Annotated in this window: 24 protein-coding genes and 2 pseudogenes; 14 read left to right on the top strand and 12 right to left on the bottom strand. The window is 69.2% G+C overall.

From position 1 onward, the window contains the following. The first annotated feature begins 9 nt into the window (after nucleotides 1–9). Nucleotides 10–513, top strand: a complete 504-nt coding sequence (locus tag ABZS71_RS08945) for an inorganic diphosphatase (RefSeq protein WP_355850209.1) — start codon at nucleotides 10–12, stop codon at nucleotides 511–513. Nucleotides 514–616: 103 nt separating this feature from the next. Here the strand turns inward: ABZS71_RS08945 and ABZS71_RS08940 are convergent, their stop codons facing one another. Both ABZS71_RS08940 and ABZS71_RS08935 read right to left on the bottom strand, forming a co-directional pair. Then, entirely contained in the window at nucleotides 617–2,536 is a 1,920-nt protein-coding gene (locus ABZS71_RS08940; RefSeq protein WP_356208498.1) for an ABC transporter ATP-binding protein, read from the bottom strand. 135 nt (nucleotides 2,537–2,671) lie between these two features. Next, nucleotides 2,672–2,833 (bottom strand): hypothetical protein, encoded by a 162-nt coding sequence (locus ABZS71_RS08935; protein ID WP_356208497.1) that lies wholly within the window; start codon nucleotides 2,831–2,833, stop codon nucleotides 2,672–2,674. Nucleotides 2,834–2,935: 102 nt separating this feature from the next. On the opposite strand from ABZS71_RS08935, the pseudogene ABZS71_RS08930 reads away from it, so the two are divergent. Both ABZS71_RS08930 and ABZS71_RS08925 read left to right on the top strand, forming a co-directional pair. Continuing rightward, nucleotides 2,936–3,739 (top strand): annotated as a pseudogene (locus ABZS71_RS08930) (Tn3 family transposase); the annotation flags it as partial. Nucleotides 3,740–3,839: 100 nt separating this feature from the next. Then, nucleotides 3,840–4,148 (top strand): Tn3 family transposase, encoded by a 309-nt coding sequence (locus ABZS71_RS08925; protein ID WP_356208495.1) that lies wholly within the window; start codon nucleotides 3,840–3,842, stop codon nucleotides 4,146–4,148. Between the two features lie 264 nt (nucleotides 4,149–4,412). Here ABZS71_RS08925 and ABZS71_RS08920 read toward each other — a convergent pair whose 3' ends face one another. Beyond that, the gene (locus ABZS71_RS08920; RefSeq protein ID WP_356208493.1) at nucleotides 4,413–5,027 is read right to left on the bottom strand and encodes a TetR/AcrR family transcriptional regulator; all 615 of its coding nucleotides are present in this window, start codon (nucleotides 5,025–5,027) and stop codon (nucleotides 4,413–4,415) included. Continuing rightward, complete coding sequence (locus ABZS71_RS08915; RefSeq protein ID WP_356208491.1) at nucleotides 5,027–5,875, bottom strand: oxidoreductase; 849 nt, start codon at nucleotides 5,873–5,875, stop codon at nucleotides 5,027–5,029. The genes ABZS71_RS08920 and ABZS71_RS08915 overlap by 1 nt, the downstream gene beginning before the upstream one ends. Nucleotides 5,876–6,005: 130 nt before the next feature. Here ABZS71_RS08915 and ABZS71_RS08910 point away from each other — a divergent pair. The 7 genes and pseudogenes from ABZS71_RS08910 to ABZS71_RS08880 form a co-directional block, all read left to right on the top strand. Next, nucleotides 6,006–6,749, top strand: a pseudogene (locus ABZS71_RS08910) (hypothetical protein); the annotation flags it as partial. Between the two features lie 63 nt (nucleotides 6,750–6,812). Continuing rightward, entirely contained in the window at nucleotides 6,813–7,481 is a 669-nt protein-coding gene (locus ABZS71_RS08905) for a class I SAM-dependent methyltransferase (RefSeq protein WP_356208489.1), read from the top strand. Between the two features lie 855 nt (nucleotides 7,482–8,336). Beyond that, nucleotides 8,337–8,894, top strand: coding sequence for a site-specific integrase (locus tag ABZS71_RS08900; RefSeq protein WP_356208488.1), 558 nt, complete (start codon nucleotides 8,337–8,339; stop codon nucleotides 8,892–8,894). Further along, nucleotides 8,894–9,220 carry a helix-turn-helix transcriptional regulator gene (locus ABZS71_RS08895; protein ID WP_356208487.1) on the top strand — a complete coding sequence of 109 codons (327 nt, stop codon included), beginning with the start codon at nucleotides 8,894–8,896 and terminating at the stop codon, nucleotides 9,218–9,220. The genes ABZS71_RS08900 and ABZS71_RS08895 overlap by 1 nt, the downstream gene beginning before the upstream one ends. Before the next feature lie 3 nt (nucleotides 9,221–9,223). Continuing rightward, nucleotides 9,224–9,757 carry a hypothetical protein gene (locus ABZS71_RS08890; RefSeq protein ID WP_356208486.1) on the top strand — a complete coding sequence of 178 codons (534 nt, stop codon included), beginning with the start codon at nucleotides 9,224–9,226 and terminating at the stop codon, nucleotides 9,755–9,757. Beyond that, nucleotides 9,757–10,734 (top strand): hypothetical protein, encoded by a 978-nt coding sequence (locus ABZS71_RS08885; RefSeq protein WP_356208485.1) that lies wholly within the window; start codon nucleotides 9,757–9,759, stop codon nucleotides 10,732–10,734. Before ABZS71_RS08890 ends, ABZS71_RS08885 begins: the two co-directional genes overlap by 1 nt. 58 nt (nucleotides 10,735–10,792) lie before the next feature. Continuing rightward, a complete protein-coding gene (locus ABZS71_RS08880; protein ID WP_356208484.1) occupies nucleotides 10,793–11,206 on the top strand; it encodes a hypothetical protein in 414 nt (137 codons plus the stop codon). 258 nt (nucleotides 11,207–11,464) lie between these two features. Here ABZS71_RS08880 and ABZS71_RS08875 read toward each other — a convergent pair whose 3' ends face one another. Continuing rightward, nucleotides 11,465–11,938 carry a nuclear transport factor 2 family protein gene (locus ABZS71_RS08875; RefSeq protein ID WP_356208483.1) on the bottom strand — a complete coding sequence of 158 codons (474 nt, stop codon included), beginning with the start codon at nucleotides 11,936–11,938 and terminating at the stop codon, nucleotides 11,465–11,467. Between the two features lie 158 nt (nucleotides 11,939–12,096). Between ABZS71_RS08875 and ABZS71_RS08870 the strand changes: the two genes are divergently transcribed. Then, nucleotides 12,097–13,038: a helix-turn-helix transcriptional regulator gene (locus ABZS71_RS08870; RefSeq protein WP_356208481.1), complete on the top strand. Its 942-nt coding sequence runs from the start codon at nucleotides 12,097–12,099 to the stop codon at nucleotides 13,036–13,038. Further along, complete coding sequence (locus ABZS71_RS08865) at nucleotides 13,035–13,598, top strand: peptide deformylase (protein WP_356208479.1); 564 nt, start codon at nucleotides 13,035–13,037, stop codon at nucleotides 13,596–13,598. Before ABZS71_RS08870 ends, ABZS71_RS08865 begins: the two co-directional genes overlap by 4 nt. Nucleotides 13,599–13,749: 151 nt before the next feature. On the opposite strand, the gene ABZS71_RS08860 is transcribed toward ABZS71_RS08865, so the two are convergent. Both ABZS71_RS08860 and glnA read right to left on the bottom strand, forming a co-directional pair. Further along, nucleotides 13,750–14,028, bottom strand: coding sequence for a hypothetical protein (locus tag ABZS71_RS08860; RefSeq protein WP_356208477.1), 279 nt, complete (start codon nucleotides 14,026–14,028; stop codon nucleotides 13,750–13,752). Nucleotides 14,029–14,485: 457 nt separating this feature from the next. Further along, nucleotides 14,486–15,895 carry a type I glutamate--ammonia ligase gene (glnA, locus tag ABZS71_RS08855; protein ID WP_355850179.1) on the bottom strand — a complete coding sequence of 470 codons (1,410 nt, stop codon included), beginning with the start codon at nucleotides 15,893–15,895 and terminating at the stop codon, nucleotides 14,486–14,488. A 232-nt stretch (nucleotides 15,896–16,127) separates the two neighbouring features. On the opposite strand from glnA, the gene ABZS71_RS08850 reads away from it, so the two are divergent. Continuing rightward, the gene (locus ABZS71_RS08850; protein ID WP_355850176.1) at nucleotides 16,128–16,595 is read left to right on the top strand and encodes an RDD family protein; all 468 of its coding nucleotides are present in this window, start codon (nucleotides 16,128–16,130) and stop codon (nucleotides 16,593–16,595) included. 106 nt (nucleotides 16,596–16,701) lie between these two features. Here ABZS71_RS08850 and ABZS71_RS08845 read toward each other — a convergent pair whose 3' ends face one another. The 4 genes from ABZS71_RS08845 to lipB all read right to left on the bottom strand — a co-directional run bounded on the left by ABZS71_RS08845 (nucleotide 16,702) and on the right by lipB (nucleotide 19,775). Then, nucleotides 16,702–17,382 carry a DUF4191 domain-containing protein gene (locus tag ABZS71_RS08845; RefSeq protein ID WP_356208475.1) on the bottom strand — a complete coding sequence of 227 codons (681 nt, stop codon included), beginning with the start codon at nucleotides 17,380–17,382 and terminating at the stop codon, nucleotides 16,702–16,704. Between the two features lie 10 nt (nucleotides 17,383–17,392). Continuing rightward, nucleotides 17,393–17,590, bottom strand: a complete 198-nt coding sequence (locus ABZS71_RS08840) for a hypothetical protein (protein WP_355850170.1) — start codon at nucleotides 17,588–17,590, stop codon at nucleotides 17,393–17,395. A 231-nt stretch (nucleotides 17,591–17,821) separates the two neighbouring features. Further along, complete coding sequence (gene lipA / locus ABZS71_RS08835) at nucleotides 17,822–18,772, bottom strand: lipoyl synthase (RefSeq protein WP_355850167.1); 951 nt, start codon at nucleotides 18,770–18,772, stop codon at nucleotides 17,822–17,824. 175 nt (nucleotides 18,773–18,947) lie between these two features. Further along, nucleotides 18,948–19,775 carry a lipoyl(octanoyl) transferase LipB gene (gene lipB / locus ABZS71_RS08830; protein WP_355850164.1) on the bottom strand — a complete coding sequence of 276 codons (828 nt, stop codon included), beginning with the start codon at nucleotides 19,773–19,775 and terminating at the stop codon, nucleotides 18,948–18,950. A gap of 205 nt (nucleotides 19,776–19,980) precedes the next feature. On the opposite strand from lipB, the gene ABZS71_RS08825 reads away from it, so the two are divergent. Next, nucleotides 19,981–21,516 carry a regulator gene (locus tag ABZS71_RS08825; protein ID WP_356208474.1) on the top strand — a complete coding sequence of 512 codons (1,536 nt, stop codon included), beginning with the start codon at nucleotides 19,981–19,983 and terminating at the stop codon, nucleotides 21,514–21,516. 87 nt (nucleotides 21,517–21,603) lie between these two features. Here the strand turns inward: ABZS71_RS08825 and ABZS71_RS08820 are convergent, their stop codons facing one another. Then, on the bottom strand, nucleotides 21,604–22,923 hold the full coding sequence (locus tag ABZS71_RS08820) for an NAD(P)/FAD-dependent oxidoreductase (protein WP_356208472.1): 1,320 nt from the start codon (nucleotides 22,921–22,923) through the stop codon (nucleotides 21,604–21,606). Nucleotides 22,924–22,983: the final 60 nt, after the last annotated feature.

Here is a 22,983-nt window from a genome sequence, read left to right as displayed (position 1 = left end):
GAGGTCGCGATGGAACAGGCCGAGTTCGACGTTGTCGTGGAGATCCCGGAAGGGTCCCGCAACAAGTACGAGATGGATCACGAGTCCGGGCGGATCCGGCTGGACCGGATGCTGTTCACCGCCACGATGTACCCGGCCGACTACGGATACATCGACCACACCCTCGGCGGCGACGGCGATCCGCTCGACGCTCTCGTCACCGTCGGCGAGCCCACCTTCCCCGGCTGTGTCATCCTCTGCCGGGCCATCGGCATGTATGTGATGCGGGACGAGAAGGGCCCGGACGAGAAGATCCTCTGCGTCCCCGCCCATGACCCGCGCTACTCGGGTATCCAGGACATCCAGGACGTCCCCGAATTCGACCGGATGGAGATCACCCATTTCTTCGAGGTCTACAAGGACCTCGAACCCGGCAAGTCCGTCGAGGGCTCCCATTGGGAGGGCCGCGAGCAGGCGTACGGCGAGATAGCCGCCTCCCGCGCCCGCGCGGCCGAAGCCGCCCGGCCCGGCTGACCCCGGGCCGGACCCACGGCCGGTCTCATAAGGCCCCGCTGTCCCGACGCCCAGTTGCCCCGACGCGCCCCCGCCCCGGAGCCCCGCCGCCGCCCCGCCCGGCTCACGGCGTCTCGGCGCGCGGCGCCGGCACCCCCCGGTCGTTCTGCAGCTCCCACAACTCCCGGAAGAGCCCGGGGGATCGGGTCAGCTCCGTGAACGTACCGTGCTGGATCACCCGCCCATGGTCGAGGACGACGATCCGGTCGGCGACCGCGACATTCGCCAGCCGGTGTGTGACCAGCACGACCGCGCGGTCCTGCGCCATCCGCCGCAGCCCCGCGAAGATCCGGTGCTCGGCGCGGGCGTCCAGCGCGCTGGTGGGCTCGTCCATCACCAGCAGCCCGGCGGGCCGGTGGAACGCGCGGGCCAGCGCGATCCGCTGCCACTGGCCGCCCGACAGCTCCACCCCGCCCCACCACTGCCGGGCGAGCAGCGTGTCCAGACCGCTGCGCAGCCCGCCCACCACCTCATGCGCCCCCGAGTGCGCCGCCGCCTCCCGTACCGCCTCGTCCCCGCCGTGCGGCTGGCCGAGGGTGATGTTGTCGCGGGCGGACAGCGGCCAGTGCGCGTAGTCCTGCGGCACGACGGCCGTGTGCCGCCACATCGCCTGCGGAGCGAACTCCTCGACGTTTGTTCCGTCCCAGGTCACCGCCCCCTTGGTGGGCAGATAGAGCCCCGTCAGCAGCTTGCTCAGCGTGGTCTTCCCGGAGCCGTTCTCCCCGACCAGGGCGAGGACTTCGCCCCGCCGCACCTCCAGCGTGACGTCGTCCAGGGCCGGAGCGTCGGACTCCGGATACGCGTACGTCAGCCCCTCCGCCCTGATGACCTCCGGCACCTCCGGCACCCGGCTGCCGCGCCGCATCCGATGCCCGCCCGCCTCCTCGATGAACTCCGCCCAGTCGTCCAGATACAGCCCCGTACGGAAGAGCCGCGTCCCGTACCCGACCATCCCCTGCAGCGAGGCGCCGACCGTCCGCAGCGCGAAGACGGCCGTCCCGGCCGACGCCACCGACATCTGCCCCGAGCCCAGCAGCAGCGCCAGCGATACCCACACCAGCCCGGACGCGACCCCTCCGGCCACCGCCCCCAGCACCGCGTACCGGGCGCCCCGGTGGACCGCCTTGTCGGTCGCGGCATCCACCCGCGCTCCGATCGCCCGGTACCGCTCCAGCAGAAACTCCGCCATGGTGCCGGAACGGAGCTGATCGGCGATGTCCTTGTCCACCATGTACCAGCGCAACAGCCCCAGCGTGCGCCGGTCGGCGCTCATCGCACGACTGGTCTCGTAGTGGACGCGGGCCCCCTTCATCCCCGCGATCCCCTGCGGCAGCGCGGCCAGCAACAGCAGCGGCAGCAGCGCCGGATGCAGCACGGTGACGACGCCCGCCGCCGCGATCAGCGACGACAGGCAGGCCATGAGCTGCTGCGACTCGGTGATCAGATCCTGTGCGACCTCGGCGCCCCGGTCCGCCGCGTCCCACTTGTCGTTGAACCCGGGGTTGTCGTACGCCGCCAGCTCGGCGCTGATCGCCGCGTTCAGCATCTGCGTCTCGGCCTCCCGCGAGATCCGCGGGGACAGCCTGCTGGAGATGTTGTTGACCGCGATCCCCAACAGCGCCCGCAGCCCCGCCGCCCCGGCCAGCATCACGATCGAGGGCAGTGCCTCCCGGAGCCGGTCGGTGATATGCCCGGACGAGATCAGCGCCGTGATCGTCCCGGTGGTCGCCAGCAGCCCGAACGCCTCAAAGAACCCCGACAGCGCCTGACACACCAACAGCGCCACCACCGCCGTACGGTCCACCTTCCACGCCAACGCCAGTGACCGGCGCACGAGTTGCGGCAATCTGCGGGCCATCGCCCGGGTGGTGACGGGAGTCCTCTGCAGCGCCGTCAACGAGGGTGGCCGGAACCGTAGTTCCTCGCTGGGCTGCCCCTCGATCGGCGGCTCGGCCGGTTGCTCAGCGGCGGTCTGGGCTGTCACAAATCCCCCCTGACGGTGTGTTTTCGGAGCGGTGTGAGACAGACTGCCGCAGCCCCGATCCGAGCGCCCGGGGTTTACGGCGGAGGTCCACCGATCGTGGAACGACCCCGCCGGGTCAGGGGGAGCGAGCCGGTCCTACGCGATGGCCTCAACAAGCAGCCGGTCCAGGCCGGGCTGGAGGACCTTGCCGGTGGTGAAGTCTCCGAACCGTTCATCGGTGAATCCCACCAGTTCGGGAGAGAGCAGCACAACACCGCCGTCGTATGCGACGGTGGGCAGCGGGTCCGCCGGCCTCACCGCGGCGCCTTGAGCGCCTGGCGGCCCTTGCAGGACGGCTCCGGCCGCCCTGGCCGAGGACACTACGGGTGGGGTCTCGATCGTCAAGAAGCACGGTGAGCCGTGGATCAGGGTCTCGCCTCGCGGCAAGCAGGAGGAACCGAGTCGTTGGTCGCCATCAACACCGACTTCATCTCCGAGTTCACCTCGGTGGCAACGAGGGAGAACCTGTCCAAGGACGTGCTGCGGCGCCGCCTGCTGCTGGTGCTGTTCGGGCTGGGCACCAACATGGGCATCAAGCGGGTCGCGGTGACCGGCAAGCACGGTGAGTCCGAGGCGACGCTGCGCCGGGTGCGGCACCTGTTCGTCAACCGGTCCAACATGCGCGCGGCCCTGCGGAAGCTGGTGAACGCCACCTTCGCCGCTCGCGACGAGATGTGGTGGGGCACCGGCACCGCCTGCGCCTCCGACAGCCGCAAGTTCGGCTCCTGGTCCTCGAACCTGATGACCGAGTGGCACCAGCGCTACCGGGGCCCCGGTGTGATGATCTGCTGGCACGTCGAGCGGAAGTCGGTATGCATCTACTCCCAGCTCAAGTCCTGTTCGGCCTCCGAGGTCGCTTCGATGATCGAGGGCGTGCTGCGGCACTGCACCGACATGGAGGTGGACCGGCAGTACACCGACACCCACGGCGCTTCCATTGTCGGCTTCGCCTTCGCCCACATGCTCGACTTCAAGCTGATGCCGAGGCTGAAGAACATCGGCCCCGCCCGGCTGTACCGGCCGGCGGCCGGGGAGGACGACAGCTGGCCCCACCTGGCGCCGGTGCTGTCCACCGAGACGATCAACTGGGATCTGATCCGCCAGCAGTACGACCAGATCGTGAAGTACACCACCGCCCTGCGCCTGGGCACCGCCGAAGCCGAACAGGTCCTGCGCCGCTTCACCCGCGGCGGCCCCAAGCACCCCACCTACCAGGCGATCGAGGCACCCCACCTACCAGGCGATCGAGGAACTCGGGCGGGCGGTGCGTACGGCGTTCGTCTGCGACTACCTCGCCCACGTCGAACTGCGCCAGGAGATCCACGAGGGCCTGCAGGTCGTGGAGAACTGGAACTCCGCGAACAAGGACCTCTTCTACGGCAAGGACGGCGACCTGGCCGGACAGGACAAGGAGTCCCAGGAGGTATCGATGCTCGCGCTGCATCTGTTCCAGTCCGCCCTAGTCCACGTCAACACGCTGCTGATGCAGCAGGTCCTCGCCGATCCGAAGTGGGCTGACACCCTCACCGACGCGGACCGGCGGGCGCTCTCCCCGCTGTTCTGGACCCACTGAATCCCTACGGCCGGTTCGAGCTGGACGTGAACAGACGCCTCGACCTGGACCTGACCGCCCGGGACGCCGTACCCGGGCCGCGCGCCCCCGAGGGCAGACCGGCGGCGGCCCTGGGGTGAGGAGCTGGGCTCCGATCGCCTACGAACAGCATCTGGTCACCAGCACCCTCGCCGCATAACGACACGAACAGGTGTCCACTTCACGGGGGCAAGGCCCGACCCGAACTTCATGGTTCCGCGCCTCACCGCATCCATGGCAGATACCTCAGGTGATCAGACCGGCGCTGGTCAGCCAGATGTGTTCGCATGTCGCCGACGCCTCTTGGAGCTTCTCGCGGGATTCCTGTGAGGCGTGGTAGAACGTCCGCTCGATCATCCAGCACAGGGCGCGTGCCATCGCTGAGGCTTGGTCCGGTGCGGCGCCGGCCTGGATGCCGGCGCGTTCCAGGACGGCGGTGATGGCCGCGATGAACAGGTCAGCCGTGTGGTTCCACAGCTCGCCGATCCCCGGCACGGTCACCGACAAGTCGATCGCCGTGCGCATGACCAGGCCGTGCTCGTTCCACAGCTCGACCGTGCGCTGCATGGCTGCCGCGATGGCCTGGCGCGGCTCGTCCGTCTGCGCGGTGACCCGGGACCGTTCCCACAGGTGCTCGACGGTCCGGGCCACGAGTGCCGTGACCACGTCTTGCTTGGAGGCGAAGTAGAAGTACAGGGCGCCGCGTGTGATGCCGGCGCCCTGGGCTATGTCGCCGACGGTCATGGCGTCGTAGCCGTTTTGCGCCAGCAGGGCCTCGCAGGTGTCGAGGATGGCCCGCTCCCGGACATCCCCCTTGCGCTCGGTGGTGCGACGGCTGCGCGCGGAATGGTGGCCGGGCATCAGAGCTGAGCGCCCTCGGCGAAGTCGGTCGTACGGGAGAGCACCTCCCATGCGCGGATGTCCTCGTCCACGGCCGTGCGGGCGGCGGTGACCAGCCGCAGCGCGTCCGAGCCCAGGACGAGGTGGGCCGGCGGCTGCTCGACCGAGGTGATGTGCACGAGGGCGTCCCCGGCCTTGGCCGGATCGCCCAGCTGGTTGCCGCTGGCCTTCTGCCGCGCTTCGCGGATGGGGGTGAACAACTCGTCGTAGTCGTCGACGGTCCGAGCGGCGCGTGTCATGGACCGTCCGGCCCAGTCGGTGCGGAAGGAGCCGGGCTCGATCGCCGTCACATGGATTCCGAACTGCGCGACTTCCTTGCCCAGCGCCTCCAGGATGCCCTCCAGGGCGAACTTGCTGCCGCAGTAGGCGGACATGCCGGGCACGGCCATGAGCCCGCCCATGGAGGTGACGGCCATCAGGTGTCCGCGGCGGCGGCGGCGCATGTGGGGCAGCGCCGCCTGCAGGGTGGCCACTGCCCCGAACACGTTGACCTCGAACTGCCGTCGCACCTCGGCCAGCGGGGTTTCCTCGAGGGTTCCCTCCAGGCCGTAGCCGGCGTTGGCGACGACGACGTCCAGAGGGCCGACGCTCCGCTCGACCTCCGCGACCGCGCCGGAGACGGCGTCACCGTCCGTCACGTCCAGGATACGGCCGTGAGCGTGCCCGGGCCTGAGCTCTTCGAAGGCCCGCAGGTCCTTCTCGGAACGGACGGTGCCGACGACGGTGTGCCCGGCGGCCAGGGCGGCTTGGGCGAAAGCGCGCCCCAGGCCCGTGCTGACGCCGGTGATGAGCCAGTTCCGCTTCTGCACCGCTCCTCCAGAGAGGTCTCGCGAGGAGCCGGGTCGCTCCCTTCAGCAAAAGTCTACACAGTGTCAATTTTTATCGTTACCACGTCGATTCTGGTAGTGGGCGCTCCTCGACTAGGCCCGGCCGGGCGACACCGTGCACATCTCCGAGATGTTCCGCCTCGTACGCGGCACCGGACACATTCTCGACGTGCTCGACGTCCTCCACCGCGACCAGATGGCGCTGTGCATCCACGACGGTGCGTTCTCCGCGATGGACCTCACCGCCCGCCACCCGCGCACCGGCGAGCTGCTGTCCACGGTGAAGTTCATGGTGCAGACACTCGCCGCCGCCGGCGAACTCCAGCGCGATCTACAGCGCGAGCTGACGTACGACGGACTGCGCGCCGCCGAGGCCAAGGGCAGCAAGGGCGGGCGCCGCCCCGCCGTCCCGGCCGACAAGACCGGCGACGTGCGTACCACCTTCCTGGATGGCCGCTCGATCGCCGCCCTCGCCCGCGACCACGGCGTCAGCCGCGGCGCGATCCGCACGGCCGTCGCCGACCTCGTGTCCGACCACACCGCCATCGAGCGGGAGGACGTCCCGGCCCCGGAGCTGCCGGGCACCCTCGACATGCCCGGCAAGGTCGCCGACTTCCTCCGCACCGCCAACCTGGACGACGTCGAGCGAGCCGCGCTCGACCAGGGGGTGACCGTACGGCGCGGCCAGGGCTACACCCTGCGCGTCAGCACCCCGCCCGCAGTCCACCGCCAGCTTCTCGCCCGCTGCCAACCCCTTGACGGCGCCCGGAGCGTCCCGGCAGTCCCGGCACAGCGCAAGGCCCGCCGCGAGTACGAGAACCGCGTCAACGCCCTCACGAGTACAGCCGGGCCGTGATCAATGGCTTGGCGTTAACCGCTTTCCAGCCCCAAGTCCGTCGCCCAGTCCTATCGTTGGCTGATGCGCGCACACTCCATTGACCGCCCGGCCGATCTCGACGTGGTTCGTGAGTCCTATGACCGAGTGGCCGACAATTACGCCCACATGGTGGTGACCACGGGAGTCGGCGACATCCGTCGCCATCCATGGCTCAAGGCATCGATCGACGCCTTCGCCGACACGGTGAGCGGGCTTGGGCCTGTCCTCGACGTCGGCTGCGGACCCGGAACGGTGACCGCCTACCTCGCCGAACGTGGACTCGACGTGTCCGGGGTGGACCTCTCTCCTCGCATGATCGAGAACGCCCGCCGACTTCATCCGCAATGCCGCTTCAGTGTCACCTCGGCCACCGACCTCGACCTTGACGAAGCGTCCCTCGGCGGCGTGCTCGGATGGTGGTCACTGTTCAACCTCCCCCGTGACGTCCTTCCCCAGGTTCTCGCCCTGTTCGCACGCGCGTTGAAGCCAGGCGGACACTTCATCACCGCCACACATGTCGGCGACGAAGACGCGGTGCGCACCGAGGCCTACGGGGGCGTACCCGTACGTTGGACGACACACAAATGGCGGCCAGAACAACTCGTGGACCTGATTGAACAGGCTGGCCTGCACCCGGTCGCCGAACTTCGGCTCCCTCCCGAGGAATACAGCGGGCCGGGTCTAGTCGTCATGGCCAAGCGTCCCGGCTGACGATCGAGCCGTCGGAAGCGGCACAGGATCTCCTACCGGAACTCATCACCTGACGCCTACCGCTATTTTCCGTTCGGATATTCGTACCGCCGCCAATTGCATCGGACGCGAATAGGCAACACCTGTCCTGGAGGCGGGCCCAGGACCATATGGAGCGGTCCCGCCGGGGACGTTGGCCTCGGAAGTACGGTAGCCGTCTTGTCGGCGGGCATCTGCGGGACTCACTCCATCGAGCGATTGAACTGCGAAGACACCCCCGAGTCGCATCTGATGCGAAATTCTCGCGCCAGATGCGATAGACGGAGAGTGATGGCGGATGGGTGGGAACGGGCTCGTTCCAGGGTCTGCTCGACTGCACCTGATTGACGGTCTGCCGCTGCTGCGGCCGGACGAGCAAGTCTTCGAGGCGATGGTCAAGGGCTGGCGCAACCAGCAGCTCGCCCGGAATCTCTCGCCGGGATACGTCGACGACCAGGAACGCACGGTTCGGGCCTTCACCCGGCATGCTGATGCGATGCCGTGGCAGTGGACGCCGCAGCACGTCGACGAATGGTCGGCCGATCTGCGGGCCGTCCACGGCTGCGTTCGCTCCACCCTGCGCAACTATCAGGGCTCCGTGCGGCAGTTCTGCGACTTTCTGACCAATCCGGCCTACGGCTGGGCCGACGAATGCCTGCGGCACTTCGGGACCCACCCCGTCCAGGTGGTCTACGACTGGAACGCCGCGACACACGCCGACGAAGCCGAGGGCGAGCCGGAACGCCGGGCCTTCACCAAGCCCGAGCTGGAAGCGTTCTCCTGCGCGTTCGCGGCAAGGGCCGCAAGGGCTGGTTGCCGGCCTTCCGGGACGCCACCTTGTTCAAGGTTGCTTACGCCTACGGCCTGCGACGCAACGAGACCCGGATGCTGGATCTCACCGACTTCGGCCGCAATCCGGAGGGCCGGGAGTTCGGTGAGTACGGCACCCTGCTGGTCCGCTATGGCAAGGCCAAGAAAGGCTCTCCGCCCAAGCGCCGCAGCGTGCTGACCGTCTGGCACTGGACACCCGGCACCATCGAGGAATGGATCAGTGAGGTGCGGCCCGGGATGCGGCATTCGACCAGCCGGGCCCTCTGGCCATCCGAGAGAGGCCCGCGGATCGGGCCTCAGCGACTGGACTCCCGCTTCGCCGCCTACCGGGACGCCGTCGGCCTGGACCCCGCGCTGGAGTTCCACTCGCTACGCAGGTCCTACATCACCCACCTGATCGAAGGCGGCCACGACCCGCTGTTCGTCCAGCAACAGGTCGGCCATGACCACGCTTCGACCACCGCGATCTACACCTGCGTCTCCTCCGACTTCCGAACCCGCTCCCTGCGTCGCGTCCTGGATGCCACCATCGAGGCCGCTCTGCGGCCGGGCAGGACCTCCTGATGCCACGCCAGATCAGCTACCGGTGGCGCCTGCGCGAGCTGATGGCCGCCCGGGGCATGTTCACCGTTGCCGAGCTCATGCCGCACCTGACCGAACGCGGTATCACGCTGTCCTCCTCCCAGGTCCACCGTCTGGTCTCCGGCACCCTGGAACGGCTGTCCCTTCCGGTGCTGGCCACCCTCTGCGACATCCTGGACTGCACGCCTACCGACCTGATCGCCACCTCGGCCCAGAACCTCCCGGCCCGCCGCGCGGCCGGAGAGGAAGCGCCGATCAACCTGGCCGCCCGGCGCCCCACACGGGTCCGGCTGACGCCCGAGGGGTGAGCGGTGACGCCGGAGGAGTACGAGCGGTGGCACGTCCGCGACTGCGCACGCTGCGGCCGTCGGGCCTCGAAGTCCGTCGAGTGGTCGGACGGCCCGATCTGCCGAACCTGCTACGAACGCGCGATGCGCGTCCGTGGCCGCTGCCCCGGTTGCCGAGCCGACCGGCTGCTGCCGGGCCGGGACACCGCCGGCACACCGATCTGCCGCGATTGCGCGGGCATCGTCCGCGACTTCTTCTGCGACCGCTGTGGCTTCGAAGGGCTCTTGCTCGGCGGGCGCCTCTGCGAACGGTGCACCCTCGCCGACACGCTCGCCCGCCACCTGGATGACGGCACCGGCAACGTCGCCCCTTCGCTGCAACCACTGGTCACCACCCTGCTGGAGATGGACCGGCCCAAGAGCCGCCTGATCTGGCTCCGCAACCCCAACGTCGTCCGTCTCCTCCGGGGCCTGGCCACCGGCACCATCCCGCTCACCCACGAGGGCTGCGCCAAGAGACACCCTGGCGAACCGTTACCCACCTGCGCGACCTGCTGATGGACAGCGGTGTCCTGCCACGCGTCGACCGTCAAATCCTGCTCTATCAGCGCTGGCTGACCGAACGGCTCGCCACCATCCAGGATCTCGAACACCACCGGCTTCTCCGGCACTTCGCCACCTGGCACCAGATGCGCCGCCTACGGGCCACGGCGGAGAAGGGGCCGCTAGGACGCTCCCAAACACACCAGGCCAAGCAGGAGACCACCCAGGCCGGCGCCTTCCTTATCTGGCTCGCCGACCGAGGCCGCGCCATCGAGTACTGTCGGCAAACCGACCTCGACGCCTGGCACACCGAGAAGCTTGCCACCCGGCGTCCAGCACAGACCTTCCTCCGCTGGTGCATGAAGACGTGCCGGATGCCCCGCCGCACCCTTCCACCCCAGGTCATCCCCCAGGACCAGGCGCCCCTACATCAACACCGCCGCCTCGCCATGCTCCGACGGGTCCTCAACGACGACTCCCTGTCTCTGCGGAGCCGCATCGTTGCCGCACTCGTTCTCCTCTACGCCCAGCCCGTGAGCCGCATCGTTCGCCTCACCATCGACGACATCACCGACGACGGCACCACCCTCGCCCTTCGCCTGGGAGATCCACCGTCTCCCCTCCCGGAGCCCGTCGCCGAACTGACGCGGGCCTACGTCCGCTCCCGCGGTCACCTGCCCTATGCCAGCAGCAGAAGTGCCCGATGGCTCTTCCCCGGGCGCCAGCCAGGGCAACCGATGAACCCGGTCAGCCTCCAGGCTCACCTTCGCGAGATCGGCGTCCCTCCGCAGCGCGGCAGGACTTCCGCAATCCGCCAACTCGTCCTCCAGGCCCCAGCCCCCGTCATCGCGACGGCACTCGGCTACCACGACAAGACCGCCAGTCGGCTGGTCACCGAGGCCGGCGGAACCTGGAGCCGATACGCCCCCGGCGACCATCAGCGGTCGATCGGTTGGCACCAGCCTCTGGACGAAACAAATCCGCAAGGATAATCTGAAGTCAGAATTTTTCTTTGGCTTCAAAGTTGGGGGGCTTCTTATGGCTACACCTGTGCTCGACCTCACCGAAGGCGACGCTGGCGACCGCGTCGGGAGCTGGGAGGAACTGCGGCAAGCCGTCGAAGAGGCTGGCGGCGTTCTTCGCGTCGTCATGTGGCTTCTGCGTGACCTGGAGCAAGCCGGCCGCCTCGGCGTTCACGTCCGCGCCAGCATCAGTCGCCGCCTCGACGGCCTCGGGCTCGCCCACCTGCCCGCCGATATCCCCGGTGAGCAGTACGCCGTCATCACTCTCTACAAGCGCGGCACCCCTGCTGCCGCCGTCGTCGACGCCGTGTTTCGCGACGGCAGCAGCAAGGCAGCCGAGGTCGCACTTCGCCGCATGAACACCTCGCGGGACGCCGAGAAGCTCCAGGTCATCACCGAGAAGGTGGAAGAGCTCGCCAACATCCTCCTCGACGAGGAATAGGAGCCGACCGCATCTCGGTCTCACGTCACTCAACGTGAGACCGAGCTCTCAGCGACAAGGAATACGCGACACCTCAACATGCGAGCCCACCAGTCCCGAGGGCCTCGTGCCCCGCGAGTTCGCGAAAACTGAAGGGTTCTCGGCGGGAACCCGAGGGTCTGTCGCCGTGCCTCGCAACGTCGGGTCCGTGGGTTCGTGGTGAAGTCGCGGGGCCAGCGCGACGGCGGCGGACGGACATAGCCGGGTTGGGCCCCGCAGTCATGATTGGTCGGGGTGGCTGAGACGCACCGTCTCTCCGCCGAATGGTAGGAGCGTGACTCGGTTGGCTAGGAACCAGGTGTCATCGATCTTCCGGAACGTGTCCTCGTAGTGGCCCACGTTCGCGGGGAGCCTTGGGGGCACCATGCCGTCGGTGTAGCCGTCGACTCGGTAAGTGGCGAAGTAAGAGGTGGCGGTGGCCGCCGACGCAGAATTCACCGTGACCAGGATGTTCGTCGCCATGCGCCGTGACAGCCGGTCCTTGGGTCGCGAACCGAAGTAGTTGCGGAGCGCCTCATGCCCCTCCACCCTGCGGTCGCCGTGAGGCCACTCCCACACCCCGTCAGGCGTGAAGAGGTCCGCGACGCCGCCTGGATCTCCCAAGTCAAGGCGACGCACGAACTCGACGATCAGACGCTCGCAAGCTCGCTCGGCCAAGAGACGTTCCATCGGGTCAAGGGCTTCAGTCGACATCGTCAATTGCTACCAGCCCTGTATGGGGCGTCGCGATGGCTTTTTGCTGCCGATTCCCTCGGTTCGTGGACGCGACGCCATCTTCGACGTGGGACGACAGTCAGAGCCCGCCCTGCTTGCGCAGGTCGTCCGTCTGCTCCCAGGAGAGCGGCACGTCCTTGGCCGACTTCGGCCCGGGCCGGCGGGACGAGCACACCGACCCGCACATCGTTGCCGCCTGGGACACGTTAGCGCTGGCCATGGGCTTCGACCCGTCCTACGTCAGCCACGTGGAGTCGGGCCGCCACAAGCCCAGTGAGGAGTTCTCGCGTCTCGCCGACGAGGCACTGAATGCCGGGAAGGCGATCTGGAGACGCTGGTGTGACTACGAGCAGGCAAAGGCCCGTACCCGGCGGCCGGCAGCGCCGCCGCCCGCCCAGCGCGGGCCCGAACAGCCGTATGCGACCGGATCGGCCCTCGTCGTCGAACACGACGCGGCACGGCTCCAGTACGACGGCACCTCGTACCGGCTGACCATGCGCCGACGGCTGCGGAACACCGGTGAGGAGCCGGTGACCCGCTATCTGATCCGCATCTCCGTGGACCGCTACCCCGGCGACCCTGAGCAATCGAACGCGCACTACCGAGCCCACCCACTGACCTGGGAGGAACTCGACCTCACCGCCACCTGCCGGGGCGAGGCGATGCGGTGGCAGGCCAAGCACGTCCGCGACGCCTTCAAGGAGGTGTGGCTGCTGTTCGACAACGAACACGGCCGCTTCCCCCTCTATCCCGGCGAGTCCGTGTGGATCGAGTACGCCTACACCGTCGGCGATGACAAGTGGGGCAACTGGTTTCAGCGAGCCGTCCGCCTGCCCACCGAACAACTCGAAGTCCAGCTCGCCTTCCCTGCCGCCCTCGACCCCGTCGTGTGGGGCACCGAAACCTCCATGACCGCCGAAGCCTCCCCGCTGCGAACCCCTCCCGTCCGCAGTGACGACGGTGAACTACGGCAATTCACGTGGATCACGACTACACCCGCCCTGCACGCTCGGTACCGTCTGGAGTGGCGGTTTCGAGCACGGACCGAACGCGACTCAGATCAAGGGGAGTTCAGGTGATTGACGTGCGGCCCAGCCAGCAGATGCGAGACCTCGGCGTCGTCCAACACGGTGCCGGCATCCTCTCCGAACCGGCTCGCGCCTTCGACCTGCCCGCCGAACGCGACGAGGCAGAACGCATCACAGACGAGCTCTTCGCCGCCATGGAACGGATCGGTCAGGTCCACCCCTTCGCCAAGGGCATGGGCATCGCCGCCCCGCAGATTGGCGTCGCACGCGCCGCTGCGATCGTCCAACCGCCTGGCGACGGTCCCGCCATCACCCTGCTCAACCCGCGGATCACCACCCGCTCCGGTCAGACGGATGAGCAGTACGAGGGTTGCCTGAGCTTCTTCGACGTTCGCGGCCTCGTCCTGCGCCCCCTGAAGATCACTGTCGAGACCACGGCCCTGGCCGGCGAGACCGTGACCACTGTGTACGAGCGTGGCCTCGCCAGACTCATCCACCACGAGGTCGACCACCTCGACGGCCTGCTCTACACCGCACGCATGTTGCCTGGGGTCGAGCCGATCCCCGTGGAGGAGTACCGCCAGACCGGCCGATCCTGGGCGTACGAGTAGGGCGCCTGCAGAGCAGGTAGCCCGACGGATGCGCAGATTACCTCCCTCGCAAGCGGCGGCGCGCTCGCTTCGCGGGATATATTCGCCTGATCGCGATCCTTCTGTTGAGTCTGGGCAAATTGGTCCTGTGCGTGCTCGAACTGCTTTTGAGCTAGGAGGAATGCTTCTGGGTTGTCAGGAATTGCTCGCGAGCGATTTCATGATTTCGGTGCGTGTAAATGAGGCCCATGCCGGCAACGACCGCTGCCCCCATCGCAACCAGCATGGTGCGAACGCCAGTGATAACGACGCCGTCGGCAGGCTGCAAAGAGTGACTACGTATGTGAGAGCCATCAAGGATCCAGGGGCCTTGCCAAAGGAGCAGGCCGTAGCCGACAAGAACGACAATGGCGACGGTCCACTTTAGGTAGCGGCTCAGCTTCGGCTTCATGCCGTACAGCATGGGCGCCCGGTGCCAGCCTCCGCAGCAGATCGCCGCTTTGAGAGGCGCCCTCGAATGCGGGCGGAAACGCGCTCAGAGTCGGAGGGGTCGGGCAGCACCCGTCCGAACTGGCCGGATCCGCCCGCAAACGGCTCGGTGTTCCCCCGTGGTTGAACCGGTATGGAACCAACCGAGACGCGGCGAGAGTCAAGTAAGGCCCCTTAAGAGCCCAGAAGGCTGCCGCCGCCCCACAGCCTCGACGAGCCAGCGAGGGCCGCTACCCCGGCTCTGGGGTAGCGGCCCTCGCTGTAGTTCCTGACACCAAGTCAGAGGATTGGCCGTCCGGTGCACACTCGGTGCACAAGGGGGTGGAAAGCAAGCGGTGACGATGAGAACTACTGAGCAGAGTTCTCGCAGGTCACGGCATGTTTCCAGGGTTTCCGCCCAGGTCGGCCGACCATGCTCTTTAGACGTCGAAGTAGAGCTCGAACTCGTGCGGGTGCGGCCGCAGCTGGAGCGGGGCGATCTCGTTGGTGCGCTTGTACTCGATCCAGGTCTCGATCAGGTCGGAGGTGAAGACACCGCCCTGGAGGAGGAACTCGTGGTCGGCCTCGAGGGAGTCGAGGACGGCCGGGAGGGAGGTCGGGACCTGGGGGACGCCCGCGTGCTCTTCGGGGGCGAGCTCGTAGAGGTCCTTGTCGATCGGCTCGGCCGGCTCGATCTTGTTCTTGATGCCGTCGAGGCCGGCCAGGAGCAGGGCCGAGAAGGCCAGGTACGGGTTGCCCGAGGAGTCCGGGGCGCGGAATTCGACGCGCTTGGCCTTCGGGTTGGAGCCGGTGATCGGGATACGCATCGCGGCGGAGCGGTTACGCTGCGAGTACACCAGGTTGACCGGGGCCTCGAAGCCGGGGACCAGGCGGTGGTAGGAGTTCACCGTCGGGTTGGTGAAGGCCAGCAGCGACGGGGCGTGCTTGAGGATGCCGCCGATGTAGTAGCGGGCCATGTCCGAGAGGCCGGCGTAGCCCTGCTCGTCGTAGAAGAGCGGGGAGCCGCCCTGCCACAGCGACTGGTGGACGTGCATGCCCGAGCCGTTGTCGCCGAAGATCGGCTTCGGCATGAAGGTCGCGGTCTTGCCGTTCTTCCAGGCGACGTTCTTGACGATGTACTTGAAAAGCATGAGATCGTCGGCCGCGGCCAGCAGCGTGTTGAACTTGTAGTTGATCTCGGCCTGGCCGGCGGTGCCCACCTCGTGGTGCTGGCGCTCGACCTGGAGGCCGGCCTTGTCCAGCTCGAGGGAGATCTCGGCGCGCAGGTCGGCGAAGTGGTCGACCGGCGGGGTCGGGAAGTAGCCGCCCTTGTAGCGGACCTTGTAGCCGCGGTTGTCCTCCAGCGCACCCGTGTTCCAGGCGCCCGCCTCGGAGTCGATGTGGTAGAAGGACTCGTTCGCCTTGGTCTCGAAGCGCACGCTGTCGAAGACGTAGAACTCGGCCTCGGGGCCGAAGTACGCGGTGTCCGCGATGCCGGTGGAGGCGAGGTAGGCCTCGGCCTTCTTGGCGATGTTCCGCGGGTCGCGGCTGTACTGCTCACCCGTGATCGGGTCATGGATGAAGAAGTTGATGTTGAGGGTCTTGTCCCGGCGGAACGGGTCGACACGCGCCGTCGAGAGGTCCGCGCGCAGAGCCATGTCGGACTCGTGAATGGCCTGGAAGCCACGGATCGACGAGCCGTCGAACGCCAGCTCCTCGTTCGGGTCGAACGCCTGCGCCGGAACCGTGAAGTGCTGCATGACGCCGGGAAGGTCGCAGAATCGGACGTCGACGAACTTGACGTCCTCATCCGAGATGAACTTCCGAGCGTCGTCGGCGTTCTGGAACATCCAACTCCTCCTAGCCCGGCCGCGGGGGGACGGGGATTTGTCCGGTCGCGCGGTCCATGTGCGGTGGCGCGCTTCCGCCGACCTTAGGCAGACGGGATTTCCCGGGCATGACCCATTTGTTTCACCCAGGTTAACCGGCTCGCGGGCGATGTGCGGGGCCGCACGGGGTTCACGCGGCCCTGATCCGGGCCCGCCCCGAGGGGAACGTACGCGGTCGCAGTAACGTAGTCGGGTGGACAAGAGGCAAGCAATCGGATCGTGGCTCTCCGGGCCCCGCGCGGCCGCCGAGGACATGGGCGTCGACCTGGGCTACCGGGGCCAGGGGCTGGGGCTGCCCGAGAGCGGACCCGGCGCCATCGCGCCGCTCGGGCGCCGCTTCGGGGCGCTCTTCATCGACTGGGCCCTGTGCCTGCTCGTCTCGTACGCGCTGCTGTCCGGCCGTAACGCGCAGGCCGCCGGAAACTGGGCGCTTCTCGTCTTCCTGGTGCTGAGCCTGGTCACCGTGGGCACCGTCGGCGCCACCCCCGGCAAGCTGCTGCTGAAGCTGCGGGTGATCGGCGAGGGCGGGGTACGGCTGAGCCTGCCGCGGGCCGTGCTGCGCAGCGTGCTGCTGGTGCTCGTCATCCCCGCGGTGGTCTGGGACCGGGACACCCGCGGGCTGCACGACCGGCTCTCCCGCGCCGTCCAGGTGCGGGTGTAGCGCGGGCAGGGATTGCATACGGCCAGGGATCGCATACGAGGGCGGCCCGGGATTCCGTCCCGGGCCGCCCTCGTATGCGTTGGTATGCACCGTGTTACGGGCGCGGTCAGCGTCCCTTCGGCATCCGCATGCCCTTCGGCATCGGGCCCTTCGGGATCGGCATGTTGCTCATCATGTCGCCCAAGGCCCGCAGCCGGTCGTTCACCACCGTCACCTGCGCGCCCGGCAGCACCCGCGGCAGCTTCAGCAGCGTGGCGCGGAGTTTCTTGATCTCCACCTGGCCCTCGCCGGAGCCCACGATCACATCGTGCACCGGCACGTCCGAGACGATGCGCGCCATCCGCTTCTTCTCGGCGGCCAGCATGCCCTTGAGCCGGTTCGGGTTGCCCTCGCCGACCAGCACGATGCCCGCCTTGCCCACGGCCCGGTGGATGACGTCCTGGTTGCGGTTCATGGCCACCGCGGGGGTCACCGACCAGCCGCGGCCCACGTTCTCCAGTACGGCGGCAGCCGCTCCCGGCTGGCCCTCCATCTGTCCGAAGGCCGCCCGCTCGGCACGCCGGCCGAAAACGATCGCCATCGCGAGGAAGGCCAGGACGAAGCCCAGGATGCCCAGGAAGATCGGGTGATCGATCACGAAGCCGATGGCGAGGAGGACACCGAAGGTGACGATTCCCACGCCAGCGACGACAAGACCGACCTTCGAGTCGACCTTCTTGGTCATCTTGTAGGTCAGGGCGATCTGCTTCAGTCGCCCGGGGTTCTCGGATGTTTCCTTCCTCGCCATACAGCGAAGTTTACGTGGCCTGAGAAGCCCCGGTGGACACGGCCTCCAGTACATGCTCGGCCTCGTGTCGGTCCTTGGCCCGGCGCCGGTCCTCGAGCACCGCGGTCCAGGCGTTGCGGCGGGCGGTGCGCTGCCCGCCGCGCAGCAGCAGACCCTCCAGAGCGAGCAGCGCGTCGGTGACGGACGGGCGTACGGGCGCAGCCGGCATGGGGTACCCCTCGGAAGCGGCGGATGATCACAACGCATGCACCGATAAGCGGTGCGTGGCTTAATCGTTACCCAATGGTGTTACCAGTGCGTGACCGGTCGGTCAAACACCGATGAAGCCTGGACGCGGCCCGTACTCTGCCCTTGACCTGCGGAAGTGCGCGGGCCGTGGTGCGTATGGTGTGCCGGTACTCACACAGCGTGTTGCTCACACCGACGCGGAGCGTGGTGGTCACACAGCCTGTGAGGCCACCGTGACGTTACGCCGCTCGACGGCCTGCTGGTAGAGGCGGCCCGCCCGGTACGACGAACGGACGAGGGGGCCGGACATGACACCGGCGTAGCCGATCTCGTCCGCCTCCTCCTTGAGCTCGACGAACTCCTGCGGCTTGACCCAGCGCTCCACCGGGTGGTGCCGGGCGGAGGGGCGCAGATACTGCGTGATGGTGATCAGCTCGCAGCCCGCGTCATGGAGGTCCTGCAGCGCCTGGCTGATTTCCTCCCGCTCCTCGCCCATGCCCAGGATCAGATTGGACTTGGTGACCAGGCCCGCCTCACGCGCCTTGGTGATGACCTCCAGCGAACGCTCGTAGCGGAAGCCGGGGCGGATGCGCTTGAAGATCCGCGGCACCGTCTCCACGTTGTGCGCGAGCACCTCGGGACGGGAGGAGAAGACCTCGGCGAGCTGGTCGGGCTCCGCGTTGAAGTCGGGGATCAGCAGCTCGACGCCGGTGCCGGGCATCAGCTCGTGGATCTGGCGGACGGTCTCCGCGTACAGCCAGGCGCCGCCGTCCTCCAGATCGTCGCGGGCTACACCGGTGATGGTGGCGTATTTCAGCTCCATCGTCTGTACGGATTCGGCCACTCGGCGCGGCTCGTCGCGGTCCAGGGCCTGCGGCTTGCCGGTGTCGATCTGGCAGAAGTCACAGCGCCTGGTGCACTGGTCGCCGCCGATGAGGAAGGTCGCCTCGCGGTCCTCCCAGCACTCGTAGATGTTCGGACAGCCAGCCTCCTGGCACACCGTGTGCAGGCCCTCGCGCTTCACCAGGCCGTGCAGCTCGGTGTACTCGGGACCCATCTTCGCCCGGGTCTTGATCCACTCGGGCTTGCGCTCGATGGGGGTCTGGCTGTTCCGGACCTCCAGGCGCAGCATCTTGCGCCCGTCGGGTGCGACTGCGGACACGTCCGGCACTCCTCTTTGCTTGGCGGCTCGGCTTGGCGACTTTGCTGGCGCAGCTTTCGAATCGTCGGCGGTCACCAGGGTACGCCCGTCATTCGTACGGATACACGTCCAGGGCAACCGGTGCGGGTGCGTCCGGGGGCGCATTCCCGGTCACGCACCGTGGCGACCGCGGGCCCTAGACCGCCCGGGGCAACGGGACCGAGGTGTCCAGAACCGCCCGCAGATGCTTCTCGACCACCGGGATCACCTCGGACACCGGCACATCCCGCCCCAGCTCCTCCGAGAGCGAGGTCACGCCCGCGTCGCGGATGCCGCACGGCACGATCCGGTCGAACCAGGTGTTGTCCGGATTGCAGTTGAGTGCGAAGCCGTGCATGGTCACGCCCTTGGCGATGCGTACGCCGATGGCGGCGAGCTTGCGGTCCTCGCGGCGCTGACCGGCGTTGGACGGGGCGTACTCCGGGCCGTTCAGCCGCGGATCGAACTCCTCGTCGTCCACCCGGGGGTCGAAGTCCAGCTTCAGCCCGCCGAGCGCCGGGCGCTGGTCCACCGGGTCCCCCAGCACCCACACCCCGCTGCGGCCCTCCACCCGGGTCGTCTCCACACCGAACTCGGCGCAGGTCCGCAGCAGCGCCTCCTCCAGACGGCGGACATGCGCGATCACATCCACCGGGCGCGGCAGCTTGAGGATCGGATAGCCGACCAGCTGGCCGGGGCCATGCCAGGTGATCTTGCCGCCGCGGTCCACGTCCACCACCGGGGTGCCGTCCAGCGGGCGCTCGTTGTCGGCCGTGCGCCGCCCCGCCGTGTAGACCGCCGGGTGCTCCAGCAGCAGACAGGTGTCCGGGATCTCGTCCGCGAAGCGGGCGGCGTGCACCCGGCGCTGCTCCTGCCACGCCTCCTCGTAGTCGACGGCGTCCGCCCCGAAGCCCAGATGGATGTAGCGCAGCGCTTGAGAGCCGGGGGTCGCCCCCGGCTCCGAAGATGCGGTCACGGCGGTCACGGGAAGCTCCTCTACGGCCCTCGTCCAGTTGAGTGGCGGAGCCTTACGGCCGCGCCTCCGCCACTGTACGACCGTGCGCTGTTCAGTCCCCATTCGGCTCGTTCTCACACGATCGGATGAATGCCGCCCGACGTTCGCGATCAGCGCTCTAGCGAAGGTTAAATTCGCGCCGTTCCACAGAGCGATCAGGGAGACCGGCAAGCTGATGACGGAACGACCCCCGCAGCGCATTCCCAATCGTCAGCTCGCCGCGCTCATCGCCGAGGCGGGCTTCTCCAACGCCGGGCTCGCCCGGCGGGTGGACCAGCTCGGGCTGGAGCACGGCCTCGACCTGCGGTACGACAAAACATCGGTGACGCGATGGCTGCGCGGGCAGCAGCCGCGCGGCACCACCCCGGCGCTGATCGCCGAGGTGTTCACCCGCCGCCTCGGGCGCCGGCTGACGGCACAGGACCTGGGCCTCGACGCCTGTGCCCCCGTCTACGCGGGGCTGGAGTTCGCCGCCACCCCACAGGAGGCGGTGGACATCGTCAGCGGGCTGTGGCGGAAGGACTCCGGCAGCCACGCGGAGCTCCGGAAGATCGCCTTCACCCCGGCGGGCCTGGTGGTCCCCAGCCGCGACTGGCTGATCGGGCGGCCCGACGACCGGGTGGCGCGCGGTGAGCCGTCGGGGACCCCGGCGGGGGCGGCGGCCGGTGCGGGCGCGGGCTCACCGGCGGCCTCCGCGGCCGGGCGGCTGTCCGCGCAGGGCGGCCCGGCCGGCGTCCGCGTCCCCGCCCAGGGCCGGGCGCCCGTGCCCCGGCAGCGGCAGACCGACCGCGCCCAGCGCGGACCCGGCCACCGGGTGACGATGGGCGACATCGCGGCGCTGCGCTCGGTCAGCGAGCTGTTCCGGACGCTGGACCAGACGTACGGCGGCGGCCATGCCCGGCAGGCCCTGGTGCGCTATCTGGAGCACGAGGGCGAGCCGATGCTGCGCGGCACGTACAGCGAGTCGACCGGGCGGCGGCTGTTCGCGGCGATCGCGGATCTGACCCGGCTGGCCGGGTGGACGTCGTACGACATCGCCGCCCACGGTCTGGCGCAGCGGTACTTCGTCCAGGCGCTGCGGCTGGCGCAGGCGGCCGGAGACCGTCCGTACGGCAGCTATGTGCTGGTCACGATGAGCCGCCAGGCCGTCTATCTGGGCCACGGCCGGGAGGCCGTGCAGCTGGCCAGGGTGGCCCAGCAGGGGGTCGGCGGCGGCGCCCAGCCGGTGCTGCAGTCGCTGCTGCACGCGGTGGAGGCGCGCGGCCATGGCGTCCTGGGCGAGGTGCGCGCCTGCACCGCCTCGCTCGCGCGCGCCGAGCGGGCGCTGGAGACCGCCCGGCCGGGCGATGAGGTGCCGTACTGGGCGCGGTTCTTCGACGAGGCGCAGCTGGCCGACGAGTTCGGCCACTCCCACCGCGATCTGCAGCAGTACCGGGCCGCCGCCCAGCACGCGGAGCGCTCGCTCCAGCTGCGCGGCGCCGGTTTCGCGCGCAGCAATCTGTTCTGCCGGGTGGTGCTGGCGACGGCGCGGCTGGGCCTCGGCGAGCTGGAGCAGGCGTGTGCGCTGGGGGCGGAGGCGGCGCAGCAGGCGTCGGAGATGCGGTCGGTGCGGGCGCTGGACTATGTACGGGACTTCGAGCGCCGGCTGGAGCCGTATCGGGACGCGGCGGCGGTACGGGGGTATCGGGAGCGGGTGGCGGCGCTGGGGTAGCCCCCGGCCTCCGGTCCTCCGGCTGCCCGGTGGCCCCCGCTGTCCGGGCCGCCCGTACCGCTCCTCGGGCCGGCGCGGGATCTGGGGTCAGGCCGCCGCGGCCGGGAGGGTTCCGGTCCCGGCGCCCGGCCGGACTCCGAAGTCGCTGAGGACCGCGCGGGCGGCGCGGCGGCCGGAGACCAGCGCGCCCTGCACCGTGCTGGAGTCCCGGTGATCGCCGCATACGTACAGCCCCGACAGCAGCCGCACCGGCCGCCGGGGATCGTGCGGCGCGGGCATGGCCGGGACCGCGTACGGGTCGTGGTGCGCTGCCAGCAGCTCCCAGTCGGCGGTGGAGGTCCCGTATACGGACGCCAGTTGGGCCCTGGCGGCCCGGTCGAGTTCGGCGGTCGGCAGCGCGGCGGCGGTGCCCAGCACCGTGGAGGTGATCAGCACCCGGCCGGGCGGGGTGCGCGAGGGATCGACCTCGCTGGCCACCGTGGTGTGGGTGACCGGCCCCTGGTCGCCCGCGGCGAGGATCAGCGCGGGCTCGCGCAGCGGCGGCCGGTCGGCGGTGTGGTGCACCACGGTGACCGGGTGGAAGGCCGGGAGCCGCAGCCCGGGGAGCAGCTCGGCCGCGGCATGCGCCCCGGTGGCCACCAGCACCGAACGGCAGCCGATCTCGCCGTGTTCGGCGGTGGCCACGGTGGTGGTGGAGGCCGATACGGCCCGTACGCCCGTACGGACCGTCCCCGGCGGCAGCGCCGCCGCCAGCAGCTCGGGGACGGTCGACGCGCCACCTGCCGGAAGGCAGAGCCGGCCGCGTGCGTAGCCGCGCAGCACGAGGTCGGCGCAGCGGCTGGAGGTGGTCAACTCCGGGTCGCTCAGCAGCGAGACGAGCAGCGGGCGCAGCACCCCCTCGACGGTACGGGCAGGTAGGCCCCGCCCCCCCAGGGTCTCGGAGACCGGCCGGTCGGGGCGGGCGAGTAGGCGGTCCGCGGGCAGGGCGGCGAGCCTGCCGAGCGCGGCACCGAGTCGGGCCTGATCGAGCCCGCCGCCGAGGGGCGCACGGGCGGCGTTCGCGAGGGCGCGTGCCGATGTGAATGCGCCCCTCATGCTCCGGGGCGTGCCGAACCGGTGCGTACGGCCCTCGCTGTGGACCAGTACGCCCTGGGCGAAGGGGCGCAGGGCGAGGGCGCCGAGCCCCGGAGTGCGCCGCAGCTCGGGAAAGGACGTGTTGACGAGCTGGCCGGTACGGTCCAGTCGGAAGCCGTCGACCGTGTCGGTGGTCATCCGCCCGCCCACCCGTGGGGCGGCCTCCAGGACCGTGACCGCCACTCCGGCGCTGGTCAGCGACTGAGCCGCGGCCAGCCCCGCCAGTCCGGCTCCCACGATGACGACGTCCGTGCGGTGCGCGCTGCTGAGCACGTGCCCTCCCCGAGGTCGGGTGTGTCCGTTGCGGGGCGTGTAGCCCCGACCGGCGGCCCG

Origin of the sequence: Streptomyces sp. NPDC005393 (genome assembly GCF_040606675.1) — a bacterium.
GTDB lineage: Bacteria > Actinomycetota > Actinomycetes > Streptomycetales > Streptomycetaceae > Streptomyces.
This window is presented reverse-complemented; position numbering and strand designations above follow the sequence as displayed.